The organism is Occultella kanbiaonis (assembly GCF_009708215.1).
GTDB classification, from domain to species: domain Bacteria; phylum Actinomycetota; class Actinomycetes; order Actinomycetales; family Beutenbergiaceae; genus Occultella; species Occultella kanbiaonis.
The window spans coordinates 3,557,992-3,580,007 of the sequence record NZ_CP046175.1 but is presented as its reverse complement, the minus strand read 5'-3'; the positions used below and the strand labels follow the sequence as shown (position 1 = coordinate 3,580,007).

General features: G+C 72.6%; 17 protein-coding genes and 1 riboswitch. Of the genes, 12 read left to right on the top strand and 5 right to left on the bottom strand.

Annotated features, from left to right (window positions below):
- Window position 1 precedes the first annotated feature (1 nt).
- A complete protein-coding gene (locus tag GKS42_RS16460) occupies window positions 2-1,522 on the bottom strand; it encodes a cytochrome ubiquinol oxidase subunit I (RefSeq protein WP_154794813.1) in 1,521 nt (506 codons plus the stop codon).
- A 429-nt stretch (window positions 1,523-1,951) separates the two neighbouring features.
- Here GKS42_RS16460 and GKS42_RS16455 point away from each other — a divergent pair, with 429 nt between their 5' ends.
- Window positions 1,952-5,494 (top strand): Rne/Rng family ribonuclease, encoded by a 3,543-nt coding sequence (locus tag GKS42_RS16455; RefSeq protein WP_232847701.1) that lies wholly within the window; start codon window positions 1,952-1,954, stop codon window positions 5,492-5,494.
- Window positions 5,495-5,586: 92 nt separating this feature from the next.
- On the opposite strand, the gene GKS42_RS16450 is transcribed toward GKS42_RS16455, so the two are convergent.
- Window positions 5,587-7,704 (bottom strand): hypothetical protein, encoded by a 2,118-nt coding sequence (locus tag GKS42_RS16450; RefSeq protein ID WP_154794811.1) that lies wholly within the window; start codon window positions 7,702-7,704, stop codon window positions 5,587-5,589.
- 90 nt (window positions 7,705-7,794) lie between these two features.
- Window positions 7,795-8,529, bottom strand: coding sequence for a Type 1 glutamine amidotransferase-like domain-containing protein (locus GKS42_RS16445; protein WP_154794810.1), 735 nt, complete (start codon window positions 8,527-8,529; stop codon window positions 7,795-7,797).
- A 348-nt stretch (window positions 8,530-8,877) separates the two neighbouring features.
- On the opposite strand from GKS42_RS16445, the gene rplU reads away from it, so the two are divergent.
- From rplU to GKS42_RS16410, 7 genes are all read left to right on the top strand, one after another.
- Entirely contained in the window at window positions 8,878-9,186 is a 309-nt protein-coding gene (rplU, locus tag GKS42_RS16440) for a 50S ribosomal protein L21 (RefSeq protein ID WP_154794809.1), read from the top strand.
- Window positions 9,187-9,225: 39 nt separating this feature from the next.
- Window positions 9,226-9,483: a 50S ribosomal protein L27 gene (gene rpmA, locus GKS42_RS16435; protein WP_154794808.1), complete on the top strand. Its 258-nt coding sequence runs from the start codon at window positions 9,226-9,228 to the stop codon at window positions 9,481-9,483.
- 120 nt (window positions 9,484-9,603) lie between these two features.
- A complete protein-coding gene (gene obgE / locus GKS42_RS16430; protein WP_154794807.1) occupies window positions 9,604-11,100 on the top strand; it encodes a GTPase ObgE in 1,497 nt (498 codons plus the stop codon).
- Entirely contained in the window at window positions 11,097-12,248 is a 1,152-nt protein-coding gene (proB, locus tag GKS42_RS16425) for a glutamate 5-kinase (protein ID WP_154794806.1), read from the top strand. The genes obgE and proB overlap by 4 nt, the downstream gene beginning before the upstream one ends.
- A gap of 57 nt (window positions 12,249-12,305) precedes the next feature.
- Window positions 12,306-13,256, top strand: coding sequence for a DUF4231 domain-containing protein (locus tag GKS42_RS16420; protein WP_154794805.1), 951 nt, complete (start codon window positions 12,306-12,308; stop codon window positions 13,254-13,256).
- Entirely contained in the window at window positions 13,253-13,807 is a 555-nt protein-coding gene (locus GKS42_RS16415) for a hypothetical protein (protein WP_154794804.1), read from the top strand. The genes GKS42_RS16420 and GKS42_RS16415 overlap by 4 nt, the downstream gene beginning before the upstream one ends.
- Complete coding sequence (locus tag GKS42_RS16410) at window positions 13,804-15,663, top strand: hypothetical protein (RefSeq protein ID WP_154794803.1); 1,860 nt, start codon at window positions 13,804-13,806, stop codon at window positions 15,661-15,663. Before GKS42_RS16415 ends, GKS42_RS16410 begins: the two co-directional genes overlap by 4 nt.
- 40 nt (window positions 15,664-15,703) lie before the next feature.
- Here the strand turns inward: GKS42_RS16410 and GKS42_RS16405 are convergent, their stop codons facing one another.
- Window positions 15,704-16,267, bottom strand: a complete 564-nt coding sequence (locus GKS42_RS16405) for a flavin reductase family protein (RefSeq protein ID WP_154794802.1) — start codon at window positions 16,265-16,267, stop codon at window positions 15,704-15,706.
- A complete protein-coding gene (locus GKS42_RS16400; RefSeq protein ID WP_154794801.1) occupies window positions 16,264-16,806 on the bottom strand; it encodes an NADPH-dependent FMN reductase in 543 nt (180 codons plus the stop codon). The genes GKS42_RS16405 and GKS42_RS16400 overlap by 4 nt, the downstream gene beginning before the upstream one ends.
- Window positions 16,807-17,042: 236 nt before the next feature.
- On the opposite strand from GKS42_RS16400, the gene GKS42_RS16395 reads away from it, so the two are divergent.
- The 4 genes from GKS42_RS16395 (at window position 17,043) to GKS42_RS26055 (ending at window position 22,014) form a co-directional block, all read left to right on the top strand.
- The gene (locus GKS42_RS16395) at window positions 17,043-18,848 is read left to right on the top strand and encodes a lipase family protein (RefSeq protein WP_154794800.1); all 1,806 of its coding nucleotides are present in this window, start codon (window positions 17,043-17,045) and stop codon (window positions 18,846-18,848) included.
- 62 nt (window positions 18,849-18,910) lie between these two features.
- Window positions 18,911-19,025, top strand: a riboswitch (SAM riboswitch).
- A gap of 265 nt (window positions 19,026-19,290) precedes the next feature.
- Window positions 19,291-20,337 carry an LLM class oxidoreductase gene (locus tag GKS42_RS16390; protein WP_154794799.1) on the top strand — a complete coding sequence of 349 codons (1,047 nt, stop codon included), beginning with the start codon at window positions 19,291-19,293 and terminating at the stop codon, window positions 20,335-20,337.
- An 89-nt stretch (window positions 20,338-20,426) separates the two neighbouring features.
- The gene (locus GKS42_RS16385) at window positions 20,427-21,773 is read left to right on the top strand and encodes a glutamate-5-semialdehyde dehydrogenase (RefSeq protein ID WP_154794798.1); all 1,347 of its coding nucleotides are present in this window, start codon (window positions 20,427-20,429) and stop codon (window positions 21,771-21,773) included.
- 85 nt (window positions 21,774-21,858) lie between these two features.
- A complete protein-coding gene (locus GKS42_RS26055) occupies window positions 21,859-22,014 on the top strand; it encodes a hypothetical protein (protein WP_163544798.1) in 156 nt (51 codons plus the stop codon).
- The last annotated feature ends 2 nt before the right edge of the window (window positions 22,015-22,016 follow it).

The following is a 22,016-nucleotide window of genomic DNA, read 5'->3' as shown; positions in this document are numbered from 1 at the left end:
CTCAGTACGCGAACGAGAGGGGCTGGGACTCGGGATCCTCGGCGCTTCCGGTGCCGCCGGGATCATCGGACCCGTCGTCGGAGTCGGGATCGTCGGGCGAACCGGTCGCGGCGGCGGTGGTGCCGGCGGCCGGTGCCACCCCGATCGCGGCGTACCGGCGCATCAGCGTGAACCAGACCACCGCGAGCACCGTGTAGAGCACGGTGAACGTGATCAGGGAGGCGAGCACCTCGCCGACGGGCACCGTCGTGGACAGTCCGTCCGCTGTGAGCATCCAGACCAGATCCACGCCGGTCGGGTTCGGGGCCACCACCCAGGGCTGGCGCCCGGTCTCGGTGAAGATCCACCCGAACGAGGCGGCGATGAACGGCATCGGGATGGCCACGAGGCACAGCCGCCCGAACCACTTCGAGTCCGTGATCCGGCCGCGCCGCAGCAGCCACAGCCCCACCAGGGCCAGCGCCGCCGACCCGGCCGCGAAACCGATCATGAGGCGGAACGACCAGTACGTCAGGGCCAGGTTCGGGCGGTAGTCGACGCCCTCGCCGTACTGCTCGGCATACTGCTCCTGGAGGTCCTCCACGCCGGGCAGGTACCCGTCGAAGTCGCCGGTACCGAGGTAGCTGGTCACGCCGGGGATGGTGAGGATGTGCTGCACGCCCTCACAACTGTTGGACAGGTCCCCGATGGTGAGCAGGGAGAAGTCCGCGCCGTTCTCGCCCTCACACAGGGCCTCCGCCGAGGACATTTTCATCGGCTGCTGCTCGTACATGAGCTTGCCCTGGTAGTCGCCGCTGACGACCACCCCGGCGCCGGCGATCACGATGGTGGCGAGCCCGAGCAGGGCGGCGGGCCGGTACACGGTCCGGGCCAGGTCCTTCTGCGAGTTCCGGGCCGCTCGTACCAGCAGCCATCCGGCCACGCCTGCGACGAACGTCCCGGCCACCAGCAGCGACGTCGAGACGGTGTGGGAGTACGCGGCGACCAGTGTGTTGTTGGTCAGCACCGCGCCGAAGTCGACCATCTCGGCGCGCCCGGTCTCCTCGTTGAAGATCGCCCCGACGGGGTGCTGCATCCACGAGTTGGCGGCGAGGATGAAGAACGCGGAGGCGTTCGTCGCGATCGCGACCGCCCAGATGCAGGCCAGGTGGATCTTCTTCGGCAGCCGGTCCCAGCCGAAGATCCACAGGCCCAGGAACGTGGACTCCACGAAGAACGCGGCCAGGCCCTCGATGGCCAGTGGTGCCCCGAACACGTCGCCGACGAACCGGGAGTACTCGCTCCAATTCATGCCGAACTGGAACTCCTGGACGATCCCGGTGACCACGCCGATCGCGAAGTTGATCAGCAGAAGCTTGCCGAAGAACTTCGTGAGCCGGTACCAGTTCTCCTTGCCGGTGAAGGTCCAGATCGTCTGCATGATCGCCACCAACGGCGCCAGACCGATCGTCAGCGGCACGAAGATGAAGTGGTAGACGGTCACGATGCCGAACTGCCAACGGGCTACGTCGAGTGCTTCCACCGGTGGGGCCATCCTTCTGGGGAGCGAGGTGCGCGGTAGACAAGACGCTAGGTGCGGCCCTGCCGCAGACCTGGGACCAAGGTCCCGTGTGGTGACGGCGTGTCACCTCCTCCCGCGGAGGGCCTGTGCGATACTTGCCGCGGCGAGCCGGTCAGTCCCATACCTGCCGGTGAGCCCGACGACATCGGCAAAGGTAGTTGGGGTTGTGGAACACGCGCCGCCACCAGGCAAGGCGCGGGCCAGGACCGACCACCCGGAGAACGTGCCCACATGGTGCGTGATGGAATCGGCGGACGGTCGACGCGAGAACTCGCGAGGCTCGAGGCACACACGACTTTCTTACGGCCACCCCGCGGGGTGACGCCGACGAACCGCCCAAGGGCGCCAGGCGGGTATGGCTGGGGCACCGGGGCACCGGGAGCACAACCCGTGACCGAGAACGACAGCTTCAGCAACGAACAGACCACGGCAACGGAGCCGACCGAGGTCGCCGCCACCGAGCAGCCGCGCCGGCGCCGCTCGCGCCGCGCCACCCGGCCGGTGATGACCCCCGAGGAGCACGCCGCGGCCGCGGCGGCGCAGGCCGCACAGACGGCCGACGGCGGCGCGCAGGTCGCGCAGGCATCCTCCGGCGGCGCCGGGTCGCCCGGGCCGGAGACCGCCGACGGCGCAGGCTCGCTCCCGAACGAGGGCGCCGAGGGCAGTGGTGGCACCGACAGCACTGCCGGCACCGACAGCACTTCCAGCACCGACGGCACGGCCGGCCCCGCGGCCGAGGCGGACGCCCCGACCAAGCCGGTGCGCAAGCGCAGCCCCCGCAAGAAGAAGGTCACCGAGGAAGCCGCGGCTGCCGTGGAGACGGTGACCGATGTGACCGACGCCCAGGGTGACGCACCCGCCGACGCCGCGACGCCGTCGGACGCCGAGCCGGCACCGAAGAAGCGCAGGTCGGCCGGCTCCCGGTCGCGGAAGAAGAGCGGCCCCGACTCCGACGCCACCGAGGTCGCGGGCGGCGCCGAGCAGGTCGACATCGCGGCCGCGCAGGCCACCGAGGCCGAGGCCGACGACGTCCAGGCGGCACCTGCTGCCGAGGCCACCCTGACGCAGACCCAGGCCGAGGCGCCCAAGCGGGCCCGACGCTCACGCCGGGCCGGGGCCGCTGCCGGTGCTCCCGCCCCCGCGCCCACCCTCGACGTGTTCGCCGCCTTCGGCGTGGACCGCGAGAACGTCGACGCCGACGAGGCGGCCTCCGCGGATCTGGCCCGCGTCGACATCGACCTGCCCGAGCGGGACCGTCACGCCGGCCCGGGCGTCGACGACGAGGACGAGACCGACGTCGACGACGCGCCGGCCGACGACGAACTGGCCGACGAACTGGGCGACGACGACGAGTCCGACGACGAGTCGCCGCGCCTGCCCGCCACCGCACTGCTGTTCCAGGCGCCGGACGTCGCCCGCCGCAGCCGTCGTGCGGCCGCCCCGGCCGGCCCGCCGGAGCCCCGCGAGGAGCGGCCCGCGCGCAACCGTCGGGTCGCGGACGAACCGGTCGCCCCGGTCGAGGACGAGACCGGCGACACCGAGGAGACCGACGGCGCCACGGACGCCTCCGGTGACGAGGGCGGCGCGCCGAACCGCCGCCGCCGCCGCCGCGGCGGGCGGGGCCGCCGCCGACCGGCGAACTCCGACTCCGACACCGGCGACGACGGTTCCGAGGACGACGACGCAGCCACCGGCGAGGAGTCCCAGGACGACGGCGCCAAGGACGAGGCGGCCAAGGACGTCGAGCCCGATACCGACGCGAAGCAGGACACCGACGCGGGCGACGAGGACGGCGACGGTGGCGACGGCTCCGAGGGCGGTTCACGCCGTCGGCGTCGTCGCCGCAGCCGAGGCGGCAGTGGTAGCAGCGGCGGCTCCCGTTCGGATGACGGCGCCCGCGCCGCCCGCGACGAGGTCACCGCACTGAAGGGTTCCACCCGGCTGGAGGCGAAGCGCCAGCGGCGCCGTGACGGTCGCGACTCGAACCGTCGTCGCTCGATCATCACCGAGGCGGAGTTCCTGGCCCGCCGCGAGTCCGTCGAGCGCGCCATGGTGGTGCGTGAGCGGGACGGCCGCACCCAGATCGCGGTGCTCGAGGACAACGTCCTGGTGGAGCACTACGTGGCCCGCAAGACCCAGACCTCGATGGTCGGCAACGTCTACCTCGGCCGCGTGCAGAACGTGCTGCCGTCGATGGAGGCGGCCTTCATCGACCTCGGCAAGGGTCGCAACGCCGTCCTGTACGCCGGTGAGGTGAACTGGGACGCTGCCGGGCTCGAGGGACAGCCGCGCAGGATCGAGCAGGCACTGTCCTCCGGCGACTCCGTGCTGGTGCAGGTCACCAAGGACCCGATCGGGCACAAGGGCGCCCGGCTGACCTCACAGATCACCCTCGCGGGCCGGTACCTGGTGCTCGTGCCGTCCGGGGCGATGACGGGGATCTCCCGCAAGCTCCCGGACACCGAGCGGGCGCGGCTGAAGAAGCTCCTCAAGGAGATCGTCCCCGACGGCCAGGGCGTCATCGTGCGCACCGCGGCGGAGGGCGCCAGCGAGGAGGAGCTGCGCAACGACGTGGAGCGGCTCACCAAGCAGTGGGCGGACATCGAGACCAAGACCTCCCGCAAGTCGGTCACGGCGCCCGTGCTCCTCAAGGGTGAGCCCGAGCTGGCCACCCGCGTGGTCCGGGACGTGTTCAACGAGGACTTCGCCTCGCTGACGGTCTCCGGTGACGAGGCGTGGTCGACCATCTCGGAGTACGTCTCCTCGGTGGCCCCGGACCTGGCACCGCGCCTGCACCACTGGGTCGAGAACAAGGACGTGTTCGCGGCGCACCGCATCGACGAACAGCTCGCCAAGGGCATGGACCGCAAGGTGTACCTGCCCTCCGGCGGTTCCCTGGTGATCGACCGGACCGAGGCGATGACCGTGGTGGACGTCAACACCGGGAAGTTCACCGGTTCCGGCGGCACCCTCGAAGAGACCGTCACCCGGAACAACCTCGAGGCGGCCGAGGAGGTCGTGCGTCAGCTCCGGCTGCGTGACATCGGCGGCATCATCGTCATCGACTTCATCGACATGGTCCTCGAGGCGAACCGGGACCTGGTGCTGCGCCGCCTGACCGAATGCCTCGGCCGTGACCGCACCCGCCACCAGGTGGCGGAGGTGACGTCGCTCGGCCTGGTCCAGATGACCCGTAAGCGGGTCGGCCAGGGCCTGGTCGAGGCGTTCAGCGAGACCTGCGAGCACTGCAACGGCCGTGGGTTCATCGTCCACGCCGAACCGGTCGAGAACGACGGGCCGAGCGAGCCGGAACCAGAGGAGAGCCGCGGCGGTCGCCGTCGGGGCAACCGCCGTAGCGGCAGCACAGGTGGCAGCGGCGGCGACAACCGCCAGCCGGCACCCGCAGCCGCCCCGGAGCCGGAGGTCGACCCGGAGCAGCGCGCCGCGGTGCGCGCCACCCTGGCCACCATCGCGGCCGCGGCGGCCCACGCTCACGACCAGGAGCACGGCCACCCGCAGGAGCACGACGGCGACGCGCCGCACGCCCCCGTGCTCGACGGCGAACCCGCGGTCGACTCCCACCCCGAGGCCGACGAGGCTCCGGCGGAGGCCGCCGGCCACGGCACCGGCGCGAGCCTCGGCCTGCTCCCGCGTCTGCCGATCCCGGACCGCACGGTCGGGGAGCGGCTCGACGCCCTGGCCCGCGGGATCGGCCGGGACTCCTCGAGCTCGGCCCAGTTCGAGGCGGCTGCCGCCGAGGTGGCCTCCGTGGACGGCGCCCTGCTCGGCAACGGCAGCGACGAGCCGGTCCAGGTGCGGTTGGTCGAGGGCAGCTATGACGCCCTCGCGGCCCCGGCGACCCACGCTCGGCAGGAGCAGTCACCGGCGCCCGAGGCCGAGGACTCCGCGACGGACGGTCCCGACGCCGACTGAGCACGGACGGCCGAACGCGACCGTGGGGCCCCGATCGGGGCCCCACGGTCGTCTCCGGCCGGGTGCGCGTGCCGACGCGGAGGGCAGGGCAGTCAGGCCCCGGTGTTCGCGGTGCCCATCTGCAGCGGCTCGGCCGTTCGCGGGTCCGCCTGGGAACCCTTGGCCGCGGGGCGCCGGTCCAGCCACCGGTTCCAGACATAGCGCAGGAACGTGGGCGTCAGCGCGATCGCGGCCACCAGGAACAGCATGAACGTGGCGGTGCGGGCGCCGAGCAGGGTCAGCGGGGCCACGGAGAGGGCGTAGATCCCGAGCATCACCATGCCGCGCGTGCGCGGTCCCATCGACCGGGTCGCGGCGAACGCCGACGACTCGTCCAGCGGGTCGTTCGTCACCGGGAACGGCGCGGCGGTCGTGTCGCCGAGCTCGAGGCCGGCGGTCTGGGCGAAGCCGGCCAGACCGCTGAGGTCGCCCCCGGGTGCCCAGTCCTGCGCCGGTAGCACGGCGCGCCAGTGCCCCCAGCGGTCGGTGAGCGCGAACGCCCAGGCCTGCCCCTCGTGCATCAGCCGCTGCAGGGAGACCAACCCGAGGTCGGAGTCGGACGACGCGGCGAGCCAGGCCTCGTGGCCGGTGGCACTGCGGATGCCGACGTTCGCGCCGTCGTAGAGCAGGGCTGCCCGCCGCGAGAACCGCAAGGTCCGGCCCGGTGCGGACCCGGGCCGGTACACAGCCTTCATCCGGCGGAAGTCGTGGTCACGGAACCAGGCCCAGAGCCACCAGAGCCAGGGTTCGAGCACGGCCGCGAACATCAGGACGACGCAGGTGCGCACCCACCAGGTGTTCGCGAGCAGGTACGCCGATCCGAGGCCGCCGATGATGATCGCGGCCAGCGCCGGCCACCGGAGGATCCCGTTCAGTGGCGACGCCGGGCCGGTGTCCTTGTTCAAGGTGTTGCCGCGCTTGGCGCGGCGGCGGTAGGCATCGGCCGGCCGGGCCCCGGTGCCGCGGTAGGGGAGCAGATGCGGTGCCGGGCGGATCAGGTCAGCCACCACGTCGATCGGGGTGGCGGCCGGGTTGGTCGGCGTCGCCAGTCCGGTGCTGCCGGTCTTCGTCTTTGGCCGGACCCGGTCCGGGTCCGCCATCGGCGGGTGCGCCACGCCACGTCTGATCGGCACGCGCAGGGTGGCGGCCCCGGCGGTGACGCCGGTCGCCTGCAGTGCCCAGACCAGGCGGGCGTGGGCCCGCAGGTATTCGGCGCCGGGGGCCATCGACCAGGACTGGGCCACCGTGGCCTCGGGTTGGACGAGCCAGTCCGCGACGGCGATCGCCCCCATGCTGAGGCCCGCCTCGTTGCAGAAGTGCACCGCGCCGAGGGCGTCGTAGAGCGGCACCCGGGCGTACCGCTCGGCCGGGTCGTAGGGGGCCAGCACGTCCACCGGGGACGGCGGTGCGACGTGCAGCAGGTACGCGATCGGGGTGTCCGTGCCGATCACCCGTCGACCCTGCGCCGTGGTGAACTCGACCCGGTCCGCCACGAACATCACGCGGGCGTACCGGGCCCACCTGGTCTGCGGCCGCGCCCGGGGCGACGCGCGCAGCTCGATGCGCCCGGATCGGGCCGGCAACGTCGGCATGGCCGGACGTTCGTAGTCCCACATCGCCGCGGTGAACATGGCGGCGAGATGCTCGACCCCGGCCGCCGCGGTGGCCACGTTGCCCGCGAGCAGGAACCGGCGGGACGAACCGATCTGCCCGCCGAACTGCGCGAGAGCGTCCGTGGCCGACTTCAGCGCCCCGCCGACGTGCCCGAGCACCGCGTTGAAGCCGTACACCGGTTCGGCCCGGGCGTCCGGGTCGACCGGTGTCCGGCCGGCCGGTGCGCCCGCCAGCGTCGCGTACTCACCCCAGGTCGGTGGCGTCACGGAACCCAGGATCTGCTGCTCGGTCAGCATCAGTCGCCAGTCGGCGAGCATCCGGCGGTCCGCCTCGAGCATCGAGACGATCGTGGTGAACCGCTGCCGGAGCTGCTCCTGCTCCCGCGGCAGGAAGCCGAGGAGTTCGCCGGCCGCGCCGAGCGCCGAGTCCACCGTCGCGCGGGCGTGGTCGAACGGGTCGCCGCCGGCGGCCAGCAGCAGTTGGCTCGGTGTGCGGGGAGCCGCGGGCTGCACACGCCGCTTCGGGGGCACCGGCGCGGTCGGGGACTGGAGACTCATCGCGTCCAAGGTTAGTCGCCCGCCACCGGCCACCGGCCGGGGCTGATGGGCAGGTCTGTCCCCGCGGGGGTCACCGGCCCCACCGGCCGCTCAGCCGGCCAGCAGCCGCGGTTCGATGCGATCCTCGCGTACGCGGCCGTCGGCCTCGCGCCGCACCACGTACGCACCCTTGCCGGGAGCCTCGGTGACCGCCTCGACGAGGCGGGTCCCCGAATAGACCAGGCCGACGCCGTCGTCCGTGCAGTGGGTCTCGCCGAGCGTGCCGTCCGCCACGAGGGAGTGCACGAGGGGACGACGGCGGGACTCGCCGTCGTAGTGCACGCCGCTGCCGTAGGGGAGCAGTCCGAGACCGTCGGTCACCGCGCGCAGTTCGGGGCCGAAGGAGTCCGTGGTGCCGCCGCCGTACCAGCAGATCGAGCCGGCGCTCACCCCGGCGAGCACCACCCCGGCCGCCCAGACCCTGCGCATGATCTCGTCGAGGCCGTGCACGCGCCAGACCGCGAGCAGGTTCGCGACCGACCCGCCGTCCACCCAGACCACGTCGGCCTCGAGCAGGTGACCCTCGACGTCGTCCAGGTTCGGCATGGTGAACAGCCGCACGACCGTGAGGTCGAAGCCGGCCACCCGCGCCGCGTCGTGCATGCTCGCGGCCCGCCAGTCCTGGTCGCCCCCTGCCGTGCCGAGGTAGCTGACCCGGGGCGCGCGGCCGGATGCGCCGGAGAGGTCGACGGCGTGGTGCACCAGGGCGCCGAACTCCAGGGGGACCCGGTGCCCCGGACGGTAGCCACCGGACGTGGCCAGGATCGTGGGAGAATCGGCGGGCATGGGTGGGCTCCGGTCTGCTCGGCGGTCGCACGAGGTCGCTCAGGTGCCACCGGTGGTCGTCGGTCGTAGGCGTCACATCCTGCCGTACCCGGGTGCGCCGACGGCGGGCCGCGGGTGGGCCCAGGGATCGCCGCGAACGTCATGGCGAAACTCACACGCCGGTGGTTTGCTCCCAGGGCCCCTCTCGCGTAATCTTGAGCGTCGGTGCTTGTGCACCGTGTCCCGTGGTGCGCGCCTCTCGCGGCGCGAGCATGCGAGCAGCGGACGTCTTCGCTGGCCAGTTGGCCCGAGATGGCTGCCCGGCGCGGGAACCCAGACATGTTGTGACGACAGAGATGAGCAGGAAACGTGGTGTACGCGATCGTCAAGGCCGGCGGCCGACAGGAGAAGGTGTCCGTCGGTGACGTCGTCGTCGTGGACCGTCTCAAGGGGGCCGAGGGCGACTCGGTCGAACTCGAGCCCATCCTGCTCGTCGACGGGGACAAGGTGACCTCCGAGGCCGCCGACCTGAAGAAGATCACAGTGACGGCGGAGATCGTTCGGGACGAGAAGGGTCCGAAGATCACCATCCTCAAGTTCAAGAACAAGACCGGCTACCGCCGTCGCCTGGGGCACCGTCAGCGGTTGACGCGCCTCAAGGTCACCGGCATCAAGTAACCCCTCCCACCCGTAGAGCTTCAAGAGAGCAGGTTCGTCATGGCACACAAGAAGGGCGCAAGCTCCTCCCGCAACGGGCGCGACTCCAACGCTCAGCGTCTGGGCGTCAAGCGCTTCGGTGGCGAGGTCGTCAAGGCCGGCGAGATCATCGTCCGCCAGCGTGGCACCCACTTCCACCCGGGCAACAACGTCGGCCGCGGCAAGGACGACACCCTGTTCGCCCTCGAGCCGGGTTCGGTGCTGTTCGGCAGCCGCCGGGGCCGCAAGGTCATCGACGTCGTCGCCGCCGAGGCCTGAGCGGGCCACGCACTCGTAGGTACGTCCGGCGGGGGCGGAGCGGCATTGAGCCGCTCCGCCCCCGCCGTCGGTGTTTCAGCCAGTCCGTTCCACCCCCAAGCAATGAGGAGGTAGCCAGTCATGGCGAACTTCGTGGACCGTGTGGTCCTGCACACGCGCGGCGGTGACGGCGGCAACGGTTGCGCTTCCGTGCACCGGGAGAAGTTCAAGCCTCTTGGCGGCCCCGACGGCGCCAACGGTGGCTCCGGCGGTGACGTGATCCTCGAGGTGGACCCGCAGACCACCACCCTGCTCGACTACCACCACTCCCCGCACCGGCGGGCCGAGAACGGCACCCAGGGCGCCGGTGACATGCGCACCGGCAAGCGCGGCGAGGACCTGGTGCTGTACGTGCCGGACGGCACCGTCGTGAAGAACCCCAACGGTGTCCTGCTCGCCGATCTGGTCGGCGCCGGCACCCGGTACGTGGCCGCCCGGGGCGGTCAGGGCGGGCTCGGCAACGCCGCGCTCTCCTCGCAGAAGCGCAAGGCCCCCGGCTTCGCGCTGCTCGGTGAGCCGGGCTGGGAGGAGGACCTCGTCCTCGAGGTCAAGACCGTCGCGGATGTGGCCCTGGTCGGGTTCCCGAGCGCCGGCAAGTCCTCCCTGGTGGCCGCGATGTCCGCCGCCCGGCCGAAGATCGCCGACTACCCGTTCACCACCCTCGTCCCGAACCTCGGGGTGGTGCAGGCCGGCCAGGCCCGCTACACCATGGCCGACGTGCCCGGACTGATCCCCGGCGCCAGCCAGGGCAAGGGCCTCGGCCTGGAGTTCCTGCGGCACATCGAGCGCTGCGCGGTCATCGTGCATGTCCTCGACTGCGCCACCCTCGACCCGGGCCGCGACCCGATCACCGACCTCGACGTGATCGAGGCGGAACTGGCCACCTACGCGGGCGACGTCGGCATCGAGGGCGGCCGGACCCCGCTGACCGAGCGACCCCGGCTGGTGGTCCTGAACAAGATCGACGTGCCAGAGGCGCGGGACCTGGCTGAGCTGGTCCGCCCCGAGCTCGAGGCTCGCGGACTGCGCGTGTTCGAGATCTCGACGGCCTCCCACGAGGGCTTGCGGGCGCTGTCGTTCGCTCTCGCGGAGATCGTGCAGCAGGCTCGTGACGCCGCTCCCGCCCCGGAGCCCACCCGCAAAGTGCTGCGCCCCCGCGCGGTCAACGAGTCCGGCTTCACGGTGACCCGCCGGCAGAGCGACCACGTCTACTACCTGGTCCGCGGCGACAAGCCCGAGCGGTGGGTGCGTCAGACCGACTTCGCGAACGACGAGGCCGTCGGGTACCTCGCGGACCGGCTCGCCCGGCTCGGCGTCGAGGACGGCCTGTTCAAGGCCGGCGCCGTGGCCGGTGATGAGGTCGTGATCGGCGACGGTCCCCGCGGCGTCGTGTTCGACTGGGAGCCGACCCTGCTCACCGGACCCGAACTGCTCGCCTCCCCGCGGGGCACCGACCTCCGCCTCGAGGACCGCAGCAGGCCCACCCGCGCCGAGAAGCGGGAGGAGTTCCACGGCCGGATGGACGCCAAGGCCGCGGCCCGCGCCGAACTGTGGACCGATCGCGACGACGACGAATGACGGCGGAGCTCACCGATCGCGCGGCGTTCGCCGATCCCGCCCGGGCACGGCGGCTCGTGGTGAAGGTCGGGTCGTCGTCGCTCACCGATGAGGCCGGGCGACTCGACGTCGAGCGGCTGCGGGCGCTCACCGACGTCCTCGCCGCCCGGGTGGCGGCCGGCGGACAGGTGATCCTGGTCTCCTCCGGTGCGATCGCGTCCGCGCTCACCGTGCTCGGACTGAGTTCCCGCCCGAAGGACCTCGCCACCGCACAGGCGGCGGCGAGCGTGGGCCAGGGCCTGTTGATGGCGCACTACACCCGGGCCTTCGCGGCGCACCGGCGCACCGTGGGGCAGGTCCTGCTGACCGTCGAGGACGTGATCCGGCGCAGCCACTACCGGAACGCCCAGCGGGCCCTGGTGCGTCTGCTCGCGCTCGGCGTGATCCCGATCGTGAACGAGAACGACGCCGTCGCCACCCACGAGATCCGGTTCGGCGACAACGACCGCCTCGCGGCCCTGGTCACGCATCTTGTCCGCGCCGACGGACTGCTGCTGCTCTCGGACGTCGACGCGCTCTACGACGGCCCGCCGAGCCGGCCCGGCTCGAGCAGGGTCGCCCGCGTGGACTCGCCCGCGGATCTCGAGGGCATCGAGCTGACCGCCAAGGGGTCGCACGTGGGCACCGGCGGCATGGTGACGAAGGTCGAGGCCGCCCAGATCGCCGTCGGTTCCGGTGTGCCGGTCATCCTGACCAGTGCCGCGAACGCCGCCGCCGCGCTCGCCGGCGAGGACGTCGGCACCTGGTTCTCGGCCACCGGTCGCCGGATCCAGACGCGGCGCCTGTGGCTGGCGCACGCTGCCCACACCAGCGGTCGGCTGATCATCGACGACGGCGCGGTCCGCGCGCTCACGGTCGGGAAGAAGTCCCTGCTCGCCGCCGGCCTGATCGGCGTCGAGGGCACCTTCGAGGCGGGGGACCCGGTGGAGATCGCCGCCGCGGACGGCACCGTGGTGGCCCGGGGACTGGTCGCCTACTCCGCCGACGAGCTGCCCGAACGGATGGGTGCCACCTCGGTGCAGCTGCGGGAGCGGTTCGGGGACGGCAACGCCCGCGAGGTGGTCCACCGCGACGACCTGGTGCAGGTGCGTCCCTACCGCGGAACCTGACCACGTGGCCGCTGGAGGCCATTAGGCTGAGCCGTCGATGGATCGCCGGAGGGATGCATGAGCCAGAGGTCGGAGCCGAGCGTGCGCCCGCCGGGCATCCTGCGTGACGAGGACCTCTCGGGGGTGGTCGCCGCCGCCGACGACGTGGCCGTCAGGTCACAGACGACGTTCGTGCGCGGCATGCGGGTGCACTACACCCTGCTGGTCCTGGCCGCCCTCTGCGGCACGTTCTCCATCCCGCTGCCGGGCTCCGGTGCCGACATCGTCGCCGTCCTCGGTGCCGTCTGCTTCGGTGCCAGTCTGCTGCTGCGCGTGTACCTGAACACCAAGGACTCCGAGTCCCACTGGCTGCGGGCCCGCTCCGTGGCGGAGTCGGCGAAGGCGGACAGCTGGCGCTTCGCGGTGCAGGGCGCTCCGTTCGGCCCGGACCTGGACGGGCCCCGGGCGCGGCGGATGTTCCTGGCGGCCCAGAACGACGAGATCGCCGACCTGGGCGTGACGCTGGCCACCCACGGCCAGAACCTCGAGTACGTCACCCGTGCCATGTCGGACCTGCGCGAGGCCGACTTCGCCACGCGCCGGGACGCGTACATCACGGGGCGCATCGTCGAACAGATGACCTGGTACGCCCGCAAGAGCCGCCGGCACGGCGTGCTCGCTGACCGCTGGTTCCTCGCGATGCTGCTCGCCGAGGCCGCGGGTCTGGCCGCCGCCGTGCTCAAGGCCGCCAACATCATCGACCTCGACCTGCTCGGCGTGTTCGGTGCCCTCGCCGCAGTGTTCGGGGCCTGGAGCCAGATGCGCCAGCACCGCAAGACGCACGAGATCTACGGCCGCACCGCCAGCCACCTGGCCACCCTGGTCGCCTGGACCCGCGAGGGGATCGCCGAGGCGGACTGGACCACGTTCGTGGCGCGTGCCGAGGCGGTGCTCGCCGACGAGCTGACCACCTGGCAGTCGCTGCGCACCGCCGAGCCGGGCCGAACCCCGGACGAGTCGGTCGGATGAGCGCCAGGATCGCCGTCACGGGCCACCGGAACTACGACGACGCCGCCCGGGACGTGATCGCACGGGGCGTGCGGGCCGTGCTCGTCCCGTACGCCGTCGACGAGGCCGACGGCTCCGTCGGCGGCCACGCTGATGGCCACGCTGATGGCCCGCCGGGCCGGTCGGGTGGGCCGGCCCATCTGGTCAGCAGCCTGGCCGAGGGGGCCGACCAGCTGGCGGCCGGGATCGCGCTGTCGCTCGGCCTGCAGCTCGACGTGGTGCTGCCCGCCGACGGCTATGCCGAGACCCTCCCGGCCGACTACCGGGCCCCGTTCCGGGCCCTGCTGGCGCGGGCCGCCTCGGTCCGCGTGCTCGACCACCCCGAGCCCTCGCCGGACGCCTATCTGGCGGCCGGGCTGGCCGTGCTCGAGGGAGCCGACCTGCTCCTCGCCGTCTGGGACGGGCAGCGCGAGCGCGGCATCGGCGGCACGGCGCAGATCGTCGACGCCGCCCGCGCCGGCGGCATCGAGGTCGCCGTCGTGTGGCCGGACGGCTACGCGAGGCCGGCGTGACGTCGCTTGCCCCAGCGCGCCCGGCCCGGCGCGTCCTGCTCGGCCTTGCCGCCACCCTGGTGGCCGTGCTCCTCGGAGCGTTCGGTGCGCCGTCGGCCTCCGCGGCTCCGGCCGGGGACCCGCCGTGGGCACCCGGGGACGACTGGTTCCTGCTCACCTCCGCCGTCGACGAGAGCGTCGGGGACGCGCCCGGCTGCGGCACCGCGCAGCAGTGGCGCTGGCAGGGCCCCGGCGCGGGCGAGGAGCTGACCCTGTGGTACGCCGTCTGTGACGACGACGACGAAGCCATCGGTCTGGCCGAGTGGCGGGGGATCCCGGGCCGGCCGGTCACGGAGGTCCAGGTGCTCGACGGCGAGGAGCGGGTCCGCTGGAACGGTGGCGACGCCGAGCTCCGCTCGCAGTGGATCACCAGCGCGGAGGACTCGACCGCGCTCGTCGAGCTGCGGATGCCGTGCGAGGCCGACCCGCGAGCGTGCGCCGGCCGGATCGGGCCGTTCGCCCTGGACCTGCAGGACACCCTGGCCGCGGACGGGTACAACCGGGTCAACACCCCCGCCTACAACCTCAGCGACGTGCTCGTGCAGACGATCGTGTTCGTGGTGTTCATCTGGGTGATCTTCGTCGGACCCTTCCGGCTGATCGCGTTCGCGCGCCGCCCCCGGTACCGGTCCGGCTCGACCTCACCCCGGTACCACGACCTGACCCGGGTGGTGCTGGGCGCCCGGTGGAAGCGGCGGATCCGGATGGTCGTCTGGTTCTTCGCCGCTTTCCTGGGCCTCGTCGAACTGAACTCGGTCATCGCCGGGGACACCTCTGCGGCGCTCGCCGTGCTGCTCGCGCTCGCGGTCCTGGTCGGGCTCATCGCCCTGATGTACCGCCTCATCCCGCCGCACCCGGTGGAGGACGTGCGGCCCACCCGGCTCGGCAGCCTCAGCGTTCGGGGCGGCGTCGGCATGGCCCTGAGCACCATCGCGTACGGCCTGCTGCCGGTGATCCTGGTCGTCTTCGTGCTGCTGAACTGGTATGCGGGCGCCAGCGGTGGCTGGCCGGTGGACTCCGGGGCCGGGCTCTCCGGGCGCTGGGAGCCGCTCGCGGGGCCGCTCTACCCGATCGCGCGGGCCTTCGCCGGCGACCAGCGGATCTGGCTGGTGCCCTTGCTACTCGTGGCCATCGCCCTGCTCGTCGCCCTCGACGAGTTCGGGCGGCGGATCCGCGCGGCCTCGGTGGCGGATGCCCTCGCCCAGGACACCCGCCCGCACTACCTGTACCTGCGCAGCTTCGACGAGGACTCGCTGAAGCTGCCGGGCCTGCTGCGACGCCGAGGGCTGTTCGGGGCACTCAGCCTGTTCCGCCAGGTGCGGTTCGAGGAGGTGCTCGTCCAGCAGCTCTCGATGTCCGGGCCGGTGATCGCGATCGCGCCGCCCGGCGCGCGGATCGCCCCGATCGGAGCGGCGCGGGCCAGCTTCAGCAACGACGAGTGGCAGCAGCACGTGGCCCGGTACGCGCAGACGGCTCGGGCGGTGGTGCTCAGCGCGACCCCCCTCGAGGTCCGTCAGGGTTTCGCGTGGGAGATCGAGCTGGTGGCGAACTACCTGCAGCACCGCCGGGTGATGGTGGTCCTCGGTCCGTGGAAGCGCAGCCAGATCGCCCGGCGCTGGGCAACCTTCATCGGCGCGGTGGGGGCGATCCCGTTCTTCGCGCCGATCGCCGGACCCTGGGTGCCGGACGGCGTCACCGTGCTCGCGCACAGTGACCGGCAGGGCTGGCAGGCGTGGGGGTCCACCCGGCGCACCGACTGGACGTACTCGATCGCGATCGATGCCGCCACGAAGGCGTTCCTGCCGGACTGGTCCTGACCTCCGGTCACCCGGCCCCGGTGGGCCGGTTCGGCCGGGATCAGGCCAGCCGGCTGTGCCCGCCGATCTGGTGGTAGCTGCGGTCGTGGTAGACCAGCGGCGAGCCGGTCCTGGGGATCTGGGCGCTGAGTGCCCGCAGGGTGACCAGGTAGCTGTCGCCGGCCGGGATCCGCTGCACCACGCGCCCCCGGACGCGGGCGCAGGCCTCGGTCAGGGTGGGTTCACCGGTGCTCAGCCGGTGCCACGGGGCATCGGCGAACCGGTCGATGCCACTCGTCGCGAAGGTGGTCGACAGATGCGCGGACGGGCCGTCGAGGAAGTTCACGACCACCGTGCCGGTCTGGCTCAGCGCCGGCCAGGACGAGGACGTCGATGCGATCGAGAACGCGAGCAGCGGGGGAGCGGCGGACACCGAGATGACCGACGTCGCGGTGAAACCGACCGGCACCGGGTCGACAGCCTCCGTGCCCGAACCGTTGAACGTCACGACAGCGACCCCGGCGGGGTGCTGGCGGAAGACCTGTTTGTACTCGTCGGCATTCAACTGGGGCTCGTCCTGCTCGGCGAGCAGGCGCTCCAGGTCGCTCAGCGTCTCGGCGCTCATGCCGCCGCCCCCGCGCCCGCCCGGGCGGTGACCGCGCCACGCAGGAGCCCGCCGTGGTCGGCGAACCAGGCGTCCAGGACGTCCTCGATCGTGCCCAGCTGCGACTCCACCACCCCGAGCCCGCGGGTGGGGACGCTCGCGCCGAGCTCCACCAACAGCGACCGCAGGTGGATGTCGGTGGAGAGCAGGTGGGCCGGGTTGCCGCTGACCACGACGGGCAGGGCGACGACCCCGCGCAACCCGTTCGCGCCGTAGAGGTCGAGGAAGGACTTGAGCAGTCCGGTGTAGCTCGCCTTGTAGACCGGAGTCGCCACGACGAGGACGTCTGAACCGGCAACCCGGTCCAGCGCCGCGTCCGCCTCGGGGTGCTCCGGTGCGAACAACTGCCCGGCGAGATCGGCGAGCTCGATCACGCGGCCGTCGACCTGGGCGGACCCACCGACCAGACCGACGATCCGGGTGGCGGCGGCCTCGGCCACGGCGAGAGTGCGAGAGCCCCGTCGCGGGTTCCCGCTGAGGGTGGTGAGAGTGGTGGTCATCGTTCCCGTCCGAACTCGGCGATCTGACTGGTCGGGTGCCTAGGGCGTGCTCCCTTGGCCCGACGCTACCGCCGGGCCGTCACCCGGTTCGGGGACGTCCGGGGAATCCCGAATGGCGAGATGGCCCGTCCGTGGAAGGGCACGGCGGCGCGGCGGTCGCAGGTGCGCCAGACTGGCTCCCCGGGCCGGTTCGGCCCACGAGTGCCGGCACCCGACCGGCGGGTTGGGGGAGCGTCGTGACCGCAGGGACCGAGCAGGCACGGCGATGGCGCCCCCTGGATCCGCAGCCGGCCCCGCCCGCCGTGGCCGTGGTGGTCGGCGCGTTGATGGTCCTGCTCGGGGTCGTGCTCATCACGGTCGCGTCCGGCGCCGGTATCCACCTGCTCGTCGGACTTGTGGCAGCCGGCCTCGTGCTCGCCGGCGTGGCCCGGTACCTGCAGGCGGGTGGGTCATCGATCGCCCGGGTAGACGTCGTCCTCGCGGTGCTGCTGGTCGGCCTGGGCGCGTTCGTCGTGTTGTGGCGCGGGCTCACGCTGCCGGGACTGGTCACCGTCGCGTCCGTGGCGCTGGCAGCGAGCGGGATCGCGGGCATCGTCGGTGCGATCCGCGGTACCCGGGCCGCGCGGGCCGGTGCCGCGTTCGCCGGGGTCGCGGCGCTGCTGTTCGCCGCGCTCGCCCAGGCCTGGCCGGTCCTGACCGTGCTCGCCGTGGGGGTGATCTTCGGTGCGTTCCTCGTCTACGCGGGCCTGGTGCTCGGGATCCCGGCCGCGTTGGCGATGGTGCGGCGCAGGCAGGGTTCGGACGACTCCGGGGCGCGAGACCCACGGCGGCCGGCGGGACGGCTGCGGCGCGGGGGCGCCCTCGCCGTCGGGATCGCAGCCCTGCTGGTCGCGGTGCTCCTGGCCGGTGGCACCTACTGGCTGCGGGCCGGCGGGCCCGAGGTGGTGCCGGACGGGTTCTACACCCCACCGATCGCGGTACCGGACGCGCCGGGACAGCTCCTGCGGCTCGAGCCGCTCTCGAGCGGAGTGCCACCCGGCGCCGACGGTTGGCGCATCCTGTACACGACGACCCACGCGGACGGTTCGCCCGCGGTCGCCAGCGGCACCGTGATCGCGCCGGCCGACCGAACCGCGGAGGCGCTGCCGGTGGTCTCGGTTGCCCACGGCACCACCGGGATCGTGCCGCGCTGCGCACCCTCGCTCGCACCGGCCCCGTTCGGGGGCGGTGCGGGTGCCGCGCTCGAGGACATGGTCGCCCAGGGCTGGGCCGGGGTACTCACCGACTACGTCGGCCTCGGCACGGCGGGTCCGCACCCCTACCTGGTCGGCGAGGAGGCCGGCCGCGACGTGCTGGACGCGCTCCGTGCGGCCCATCAGATCGAGGGGCTGGCTCTGTCCGAGACGACGGCGGTGTGGGGGCACTCGCAAGGCGGTCACGGCGCGCTCTGGACGGCGATCGTCGCCCCCGAGTACGCGCCGGAGTTCACCGTCGTGGGGGTCGCGGCGATGGCGCCGGCCACCGACCTGTACCGCCTCGCGGCCGGCATCAAGGACAAGGTCGCCGGAAAGGTCGTCTCGGCCTACATCGCCGCCTCGTGGGCCCAGTACTACCCGGAGCTCGGCGTCGACGACGTCCTCACCCCGGGCACCGAGTCCGTGGTGGAACGGATCGGTGCACTGTGCTTCGAGGGCCGGGACGCCCTCGCCGCGGGCGTCGCGGCCTCGCAGTTGTTCGACCCGGTGTTCGTCGACGAGGCACTCGACGGTGCCCTCGGGACCGCACTGCGGGACAACAGCCCCACCGACCTCATCGACGTGCCGGTCCTCGTCGCGCAGGGCGACGCCGACACGCTCGTGCTGCCGTCGATGCAGCGGACCTGGGTGAGCGCGCAGTGCGCCGCCGGGCAGTCCCTCGACTACCGCGAGTACACCGGTCTGGACCACCTGAGCCTGGTCGCGGCGGACTCTGCGCTCACCGACGAACTGGTGGAGTGGACCTCGGCTCGCCTGGACGGCGCAGATCCCACCCCGACATGTTGATCCGTACGGACCGCACGGATTTGTTGACACGTCATCAAAGGGCCTCCTAGACTTATCCCCAAGGTCTTGAGTGTCAGCGCACAGCCCCGGCTTGCTGACCGGCAACCCTCCAACTGCGGTGGGGTGCCCCGGGTGACGACCTGGTTCCGGTCATTCGATGCGGAGCAAGCGCACGGCGCCGCAGGCGCTCGAGAAGAGGGAAACACCGCACATGGGCACCATCACCAGGGAACGAGCGACCACGCCGCTGCAGATCTCTCTCGCCATGTGCTGTTGTTCGATGTCGGTCCAGGCCTGAGCCGACCCTCATCCGATGCCCCGGGCGCTCCGCCCCTCGGCATCACCCCCTCATCCGAGGCGGCCCGCAGGCCGGCACGAGTGACACGTGCCGCGCGGGCGAACCGGACGGGGCTCCCCCTCGAACATGAAGGCGTGAACACCCATGTCGCAGTCCCCGCGTACCCGTAATTCCACCCTCATCGCCCTCGACCTCTCCGGCGCCGGTGCCCCCCGCGAGTGGCGCCGCACCGAGGACACCGAGGCCGAGTCCTTCATCATGGGCCGGCTCGCAGGCCTCGCGTCCCTTGCGGACAAGGGCGGCATCGACCTGCTCAGCCTCGACGAGACGTTCCGCGTCGGCGGCCCTCGCCGCCGGGACGCCTGGCTCGACGGCGCCGTGGCCGCCTCCCGCCTGGCCCGGCACACCCGTACCGCAACGCTCGTGGCCACCGTGCCGCTCGGTGTGGCCCGCCCCGAGCACGTGGCCGGCGCGATCTCCAGCGTGCACCGCGCCAGCGCGGAGCGCGCCGGCTGGCAGCTCGAGGCCGCACCGGTCAACGGGACGAGCGCCCGTGCGGTGGACGCCGTCATCAACTCCTGGGCCACGCCGGAGCGCCGCTCGCGCGGCAAGGCGGCCAGCGGATCCTCCGCCCCGGCCGAATCCGAGCGCCGCGCCCCGATCGTGGTGATCGGAGTCCGCAACGCCGTCGACCTCGAACTGGCGGCGGCCCGCGCGGATGTGGCACGCCTGTCCGTGGCCACCTTGGAGGAGGCGCGCACGGCCCGCACCGCGATCCGGCGCGCCGCCGCCGAGTGGGGCCGCAACCCGGACGACATCACGGTGCTCGTCGACATCCACGTCGTGATCTCCGCGGACCGACCCAGCGCCCAGGCGCGCTGGGACCTGCTCAACTCCCTCGAGACGGCGCCTCGGACCGCCCCGCTGCGCTCGATCGGCACAGCCGCGGACCTGGTCGACCTGTGGGCCGAGTGGGTGCACGCCGGCGCGGCCGACGGATTCACGGTGATCCCGGCGTCGGTGCCCACCGATGTCCTCGCCCTGGTGCAGGACGTCGTGCCCGCCCTCACCGCCAGAGGTCTGCGTACCGAGGCTGCCGCCCCGGCCCGGACCGGTGCGGCCGGGTCCGTCGAGACTGCGCGCCCCGCGACCGCCCGCACGGCGCGCAGCCGAGCCGCCGCCGGCGCCTGACCGACGACGCATCTGCCCGCGCGCCCCGGGTCGGGCCACCCACTGGACCCGACCCGGTGACCGGGCCGGCCCGGCCTATCCTTGATCCCATGAGCGTCCAGACCGAACCCGGCGTTGCCGCCACGACCAGCGTGGCGCCCGAGGCGACCGACGGCGAACCGCAGGCAGCCACGCAGGCACGCACCGCCGTCGTCCAGGCCGCCCAACGGGCGAAGATCGCGGCGCGCGCGCTCGCGAGCGCGACCCGCGGCACCAAGGACGAGGCACTGCACGTGCTCGCCGACGCGCTGGTCGCCGCGCAGGCGGAGATCATCGCCGGCAACGCCGAGGACGTCGAGCGGGAGCAGGCGAACGGGATGAGCCCGGGCCTGGTCGACCGGCTCCGTCTCGACTCCGGCCGGATCGCCGCCATCGCCGGCGCGCTGCGGGACCTTGCCGCGCTGCCCGACCCGGTCGGCGAGGTCGTCCGCGGGTCCACCCTGCCGAACGGCCTGACCGTGCGTCAGCTGCGGGTGCCTATGGGCGTGGTCGGGATGATCTACGAGGCCAGGCCGAACGTGACGGTGGACGCCGCCGGGCTCGCCCTCAAGAGTGGCAACGCGGTGATCCTGCGCGGCGGTTCGGCGGCGGCCCGGAGCAACGAGGTGATCGTCCGGGTGCTCTCGCAGGCGCTCACCGGAGTGGGACTGCCCGCGGATGCCATCCAGTCCATCGACGCGCACGGCCGGGAGGGTGCCCGCGAGCTCATGCGGGCCCGGGGCCTGGTCGACGTGCTCGTGCCCCGCGGCGGCGCCAGCCTGATCCAGACCGTCGTGACCGAGTCCACGGTCCCCGTGATCGAGACCGGCGTCGGCAACTGCCACCTGTTCGTCGACGCGGGAGCGGACGTGGCGAAGGCCATCGCGATCCTGCTGAACTCCAAGACCCAGCGCGTGGGCGTGTGCAACGCCCTGGAGACCCTGCTCGTGCACGAGGCGATCGCCGCCGAGTTCCTGCCCGGCGCCCTGAGCGCGCTCGGCGCGGCGGGGGTGCGGATCCACGGGGACGAGGCCACCGCCGTGCACCTCGGCGAGGGTGTCGAGTTCGAACCGGCAACCGAGCAGGACTGGGCCACCGAGTACCTCAGCCTTGACCTGGCGGTGCGCGTGGTGCCGGACCTGGACACCGCCATCGAGCACATCCGCATCTGGACGTCCGGCCACACCGAGGCGATCTGCACGGCCGACGTGACGTCGGTGCAGCGGTTCACCACCGAGCTCGACTCCGCGGCGATCATGGTGAACGCCTCCACCAGGTTCACCGACGGGGGACAGCTCGGCCTGGGTGCCGAGATCGGCATCTCCACCCAGAAACTGCACGCGCGTGGGCCGATGGGACTTGCCGAACTGACCACCACCACGTGGATCGTGCAGGGCGACGGACACGTGCGGCCATGATCACCACCGTGGCGTCTCGGAGCTGGCTGCCGGACGTGCGAGACTTGTCCCTTGAGAGTTGTGGAACCGAGGAGGACCCGAGTCGATGAGTAACTCACTGCTGACATTCGCCGTCGAGCACGGCGAGGAGGCCGGCTCGGGCTTGCCGCCGATCGGTTTCGGCCTGGTCGCGTTCGTCATCTTCGTGTTCCTGCTGTTGGTGGTTCTCGCATTCCGCAGCGTGGGCACGCGCCACCGCTGATC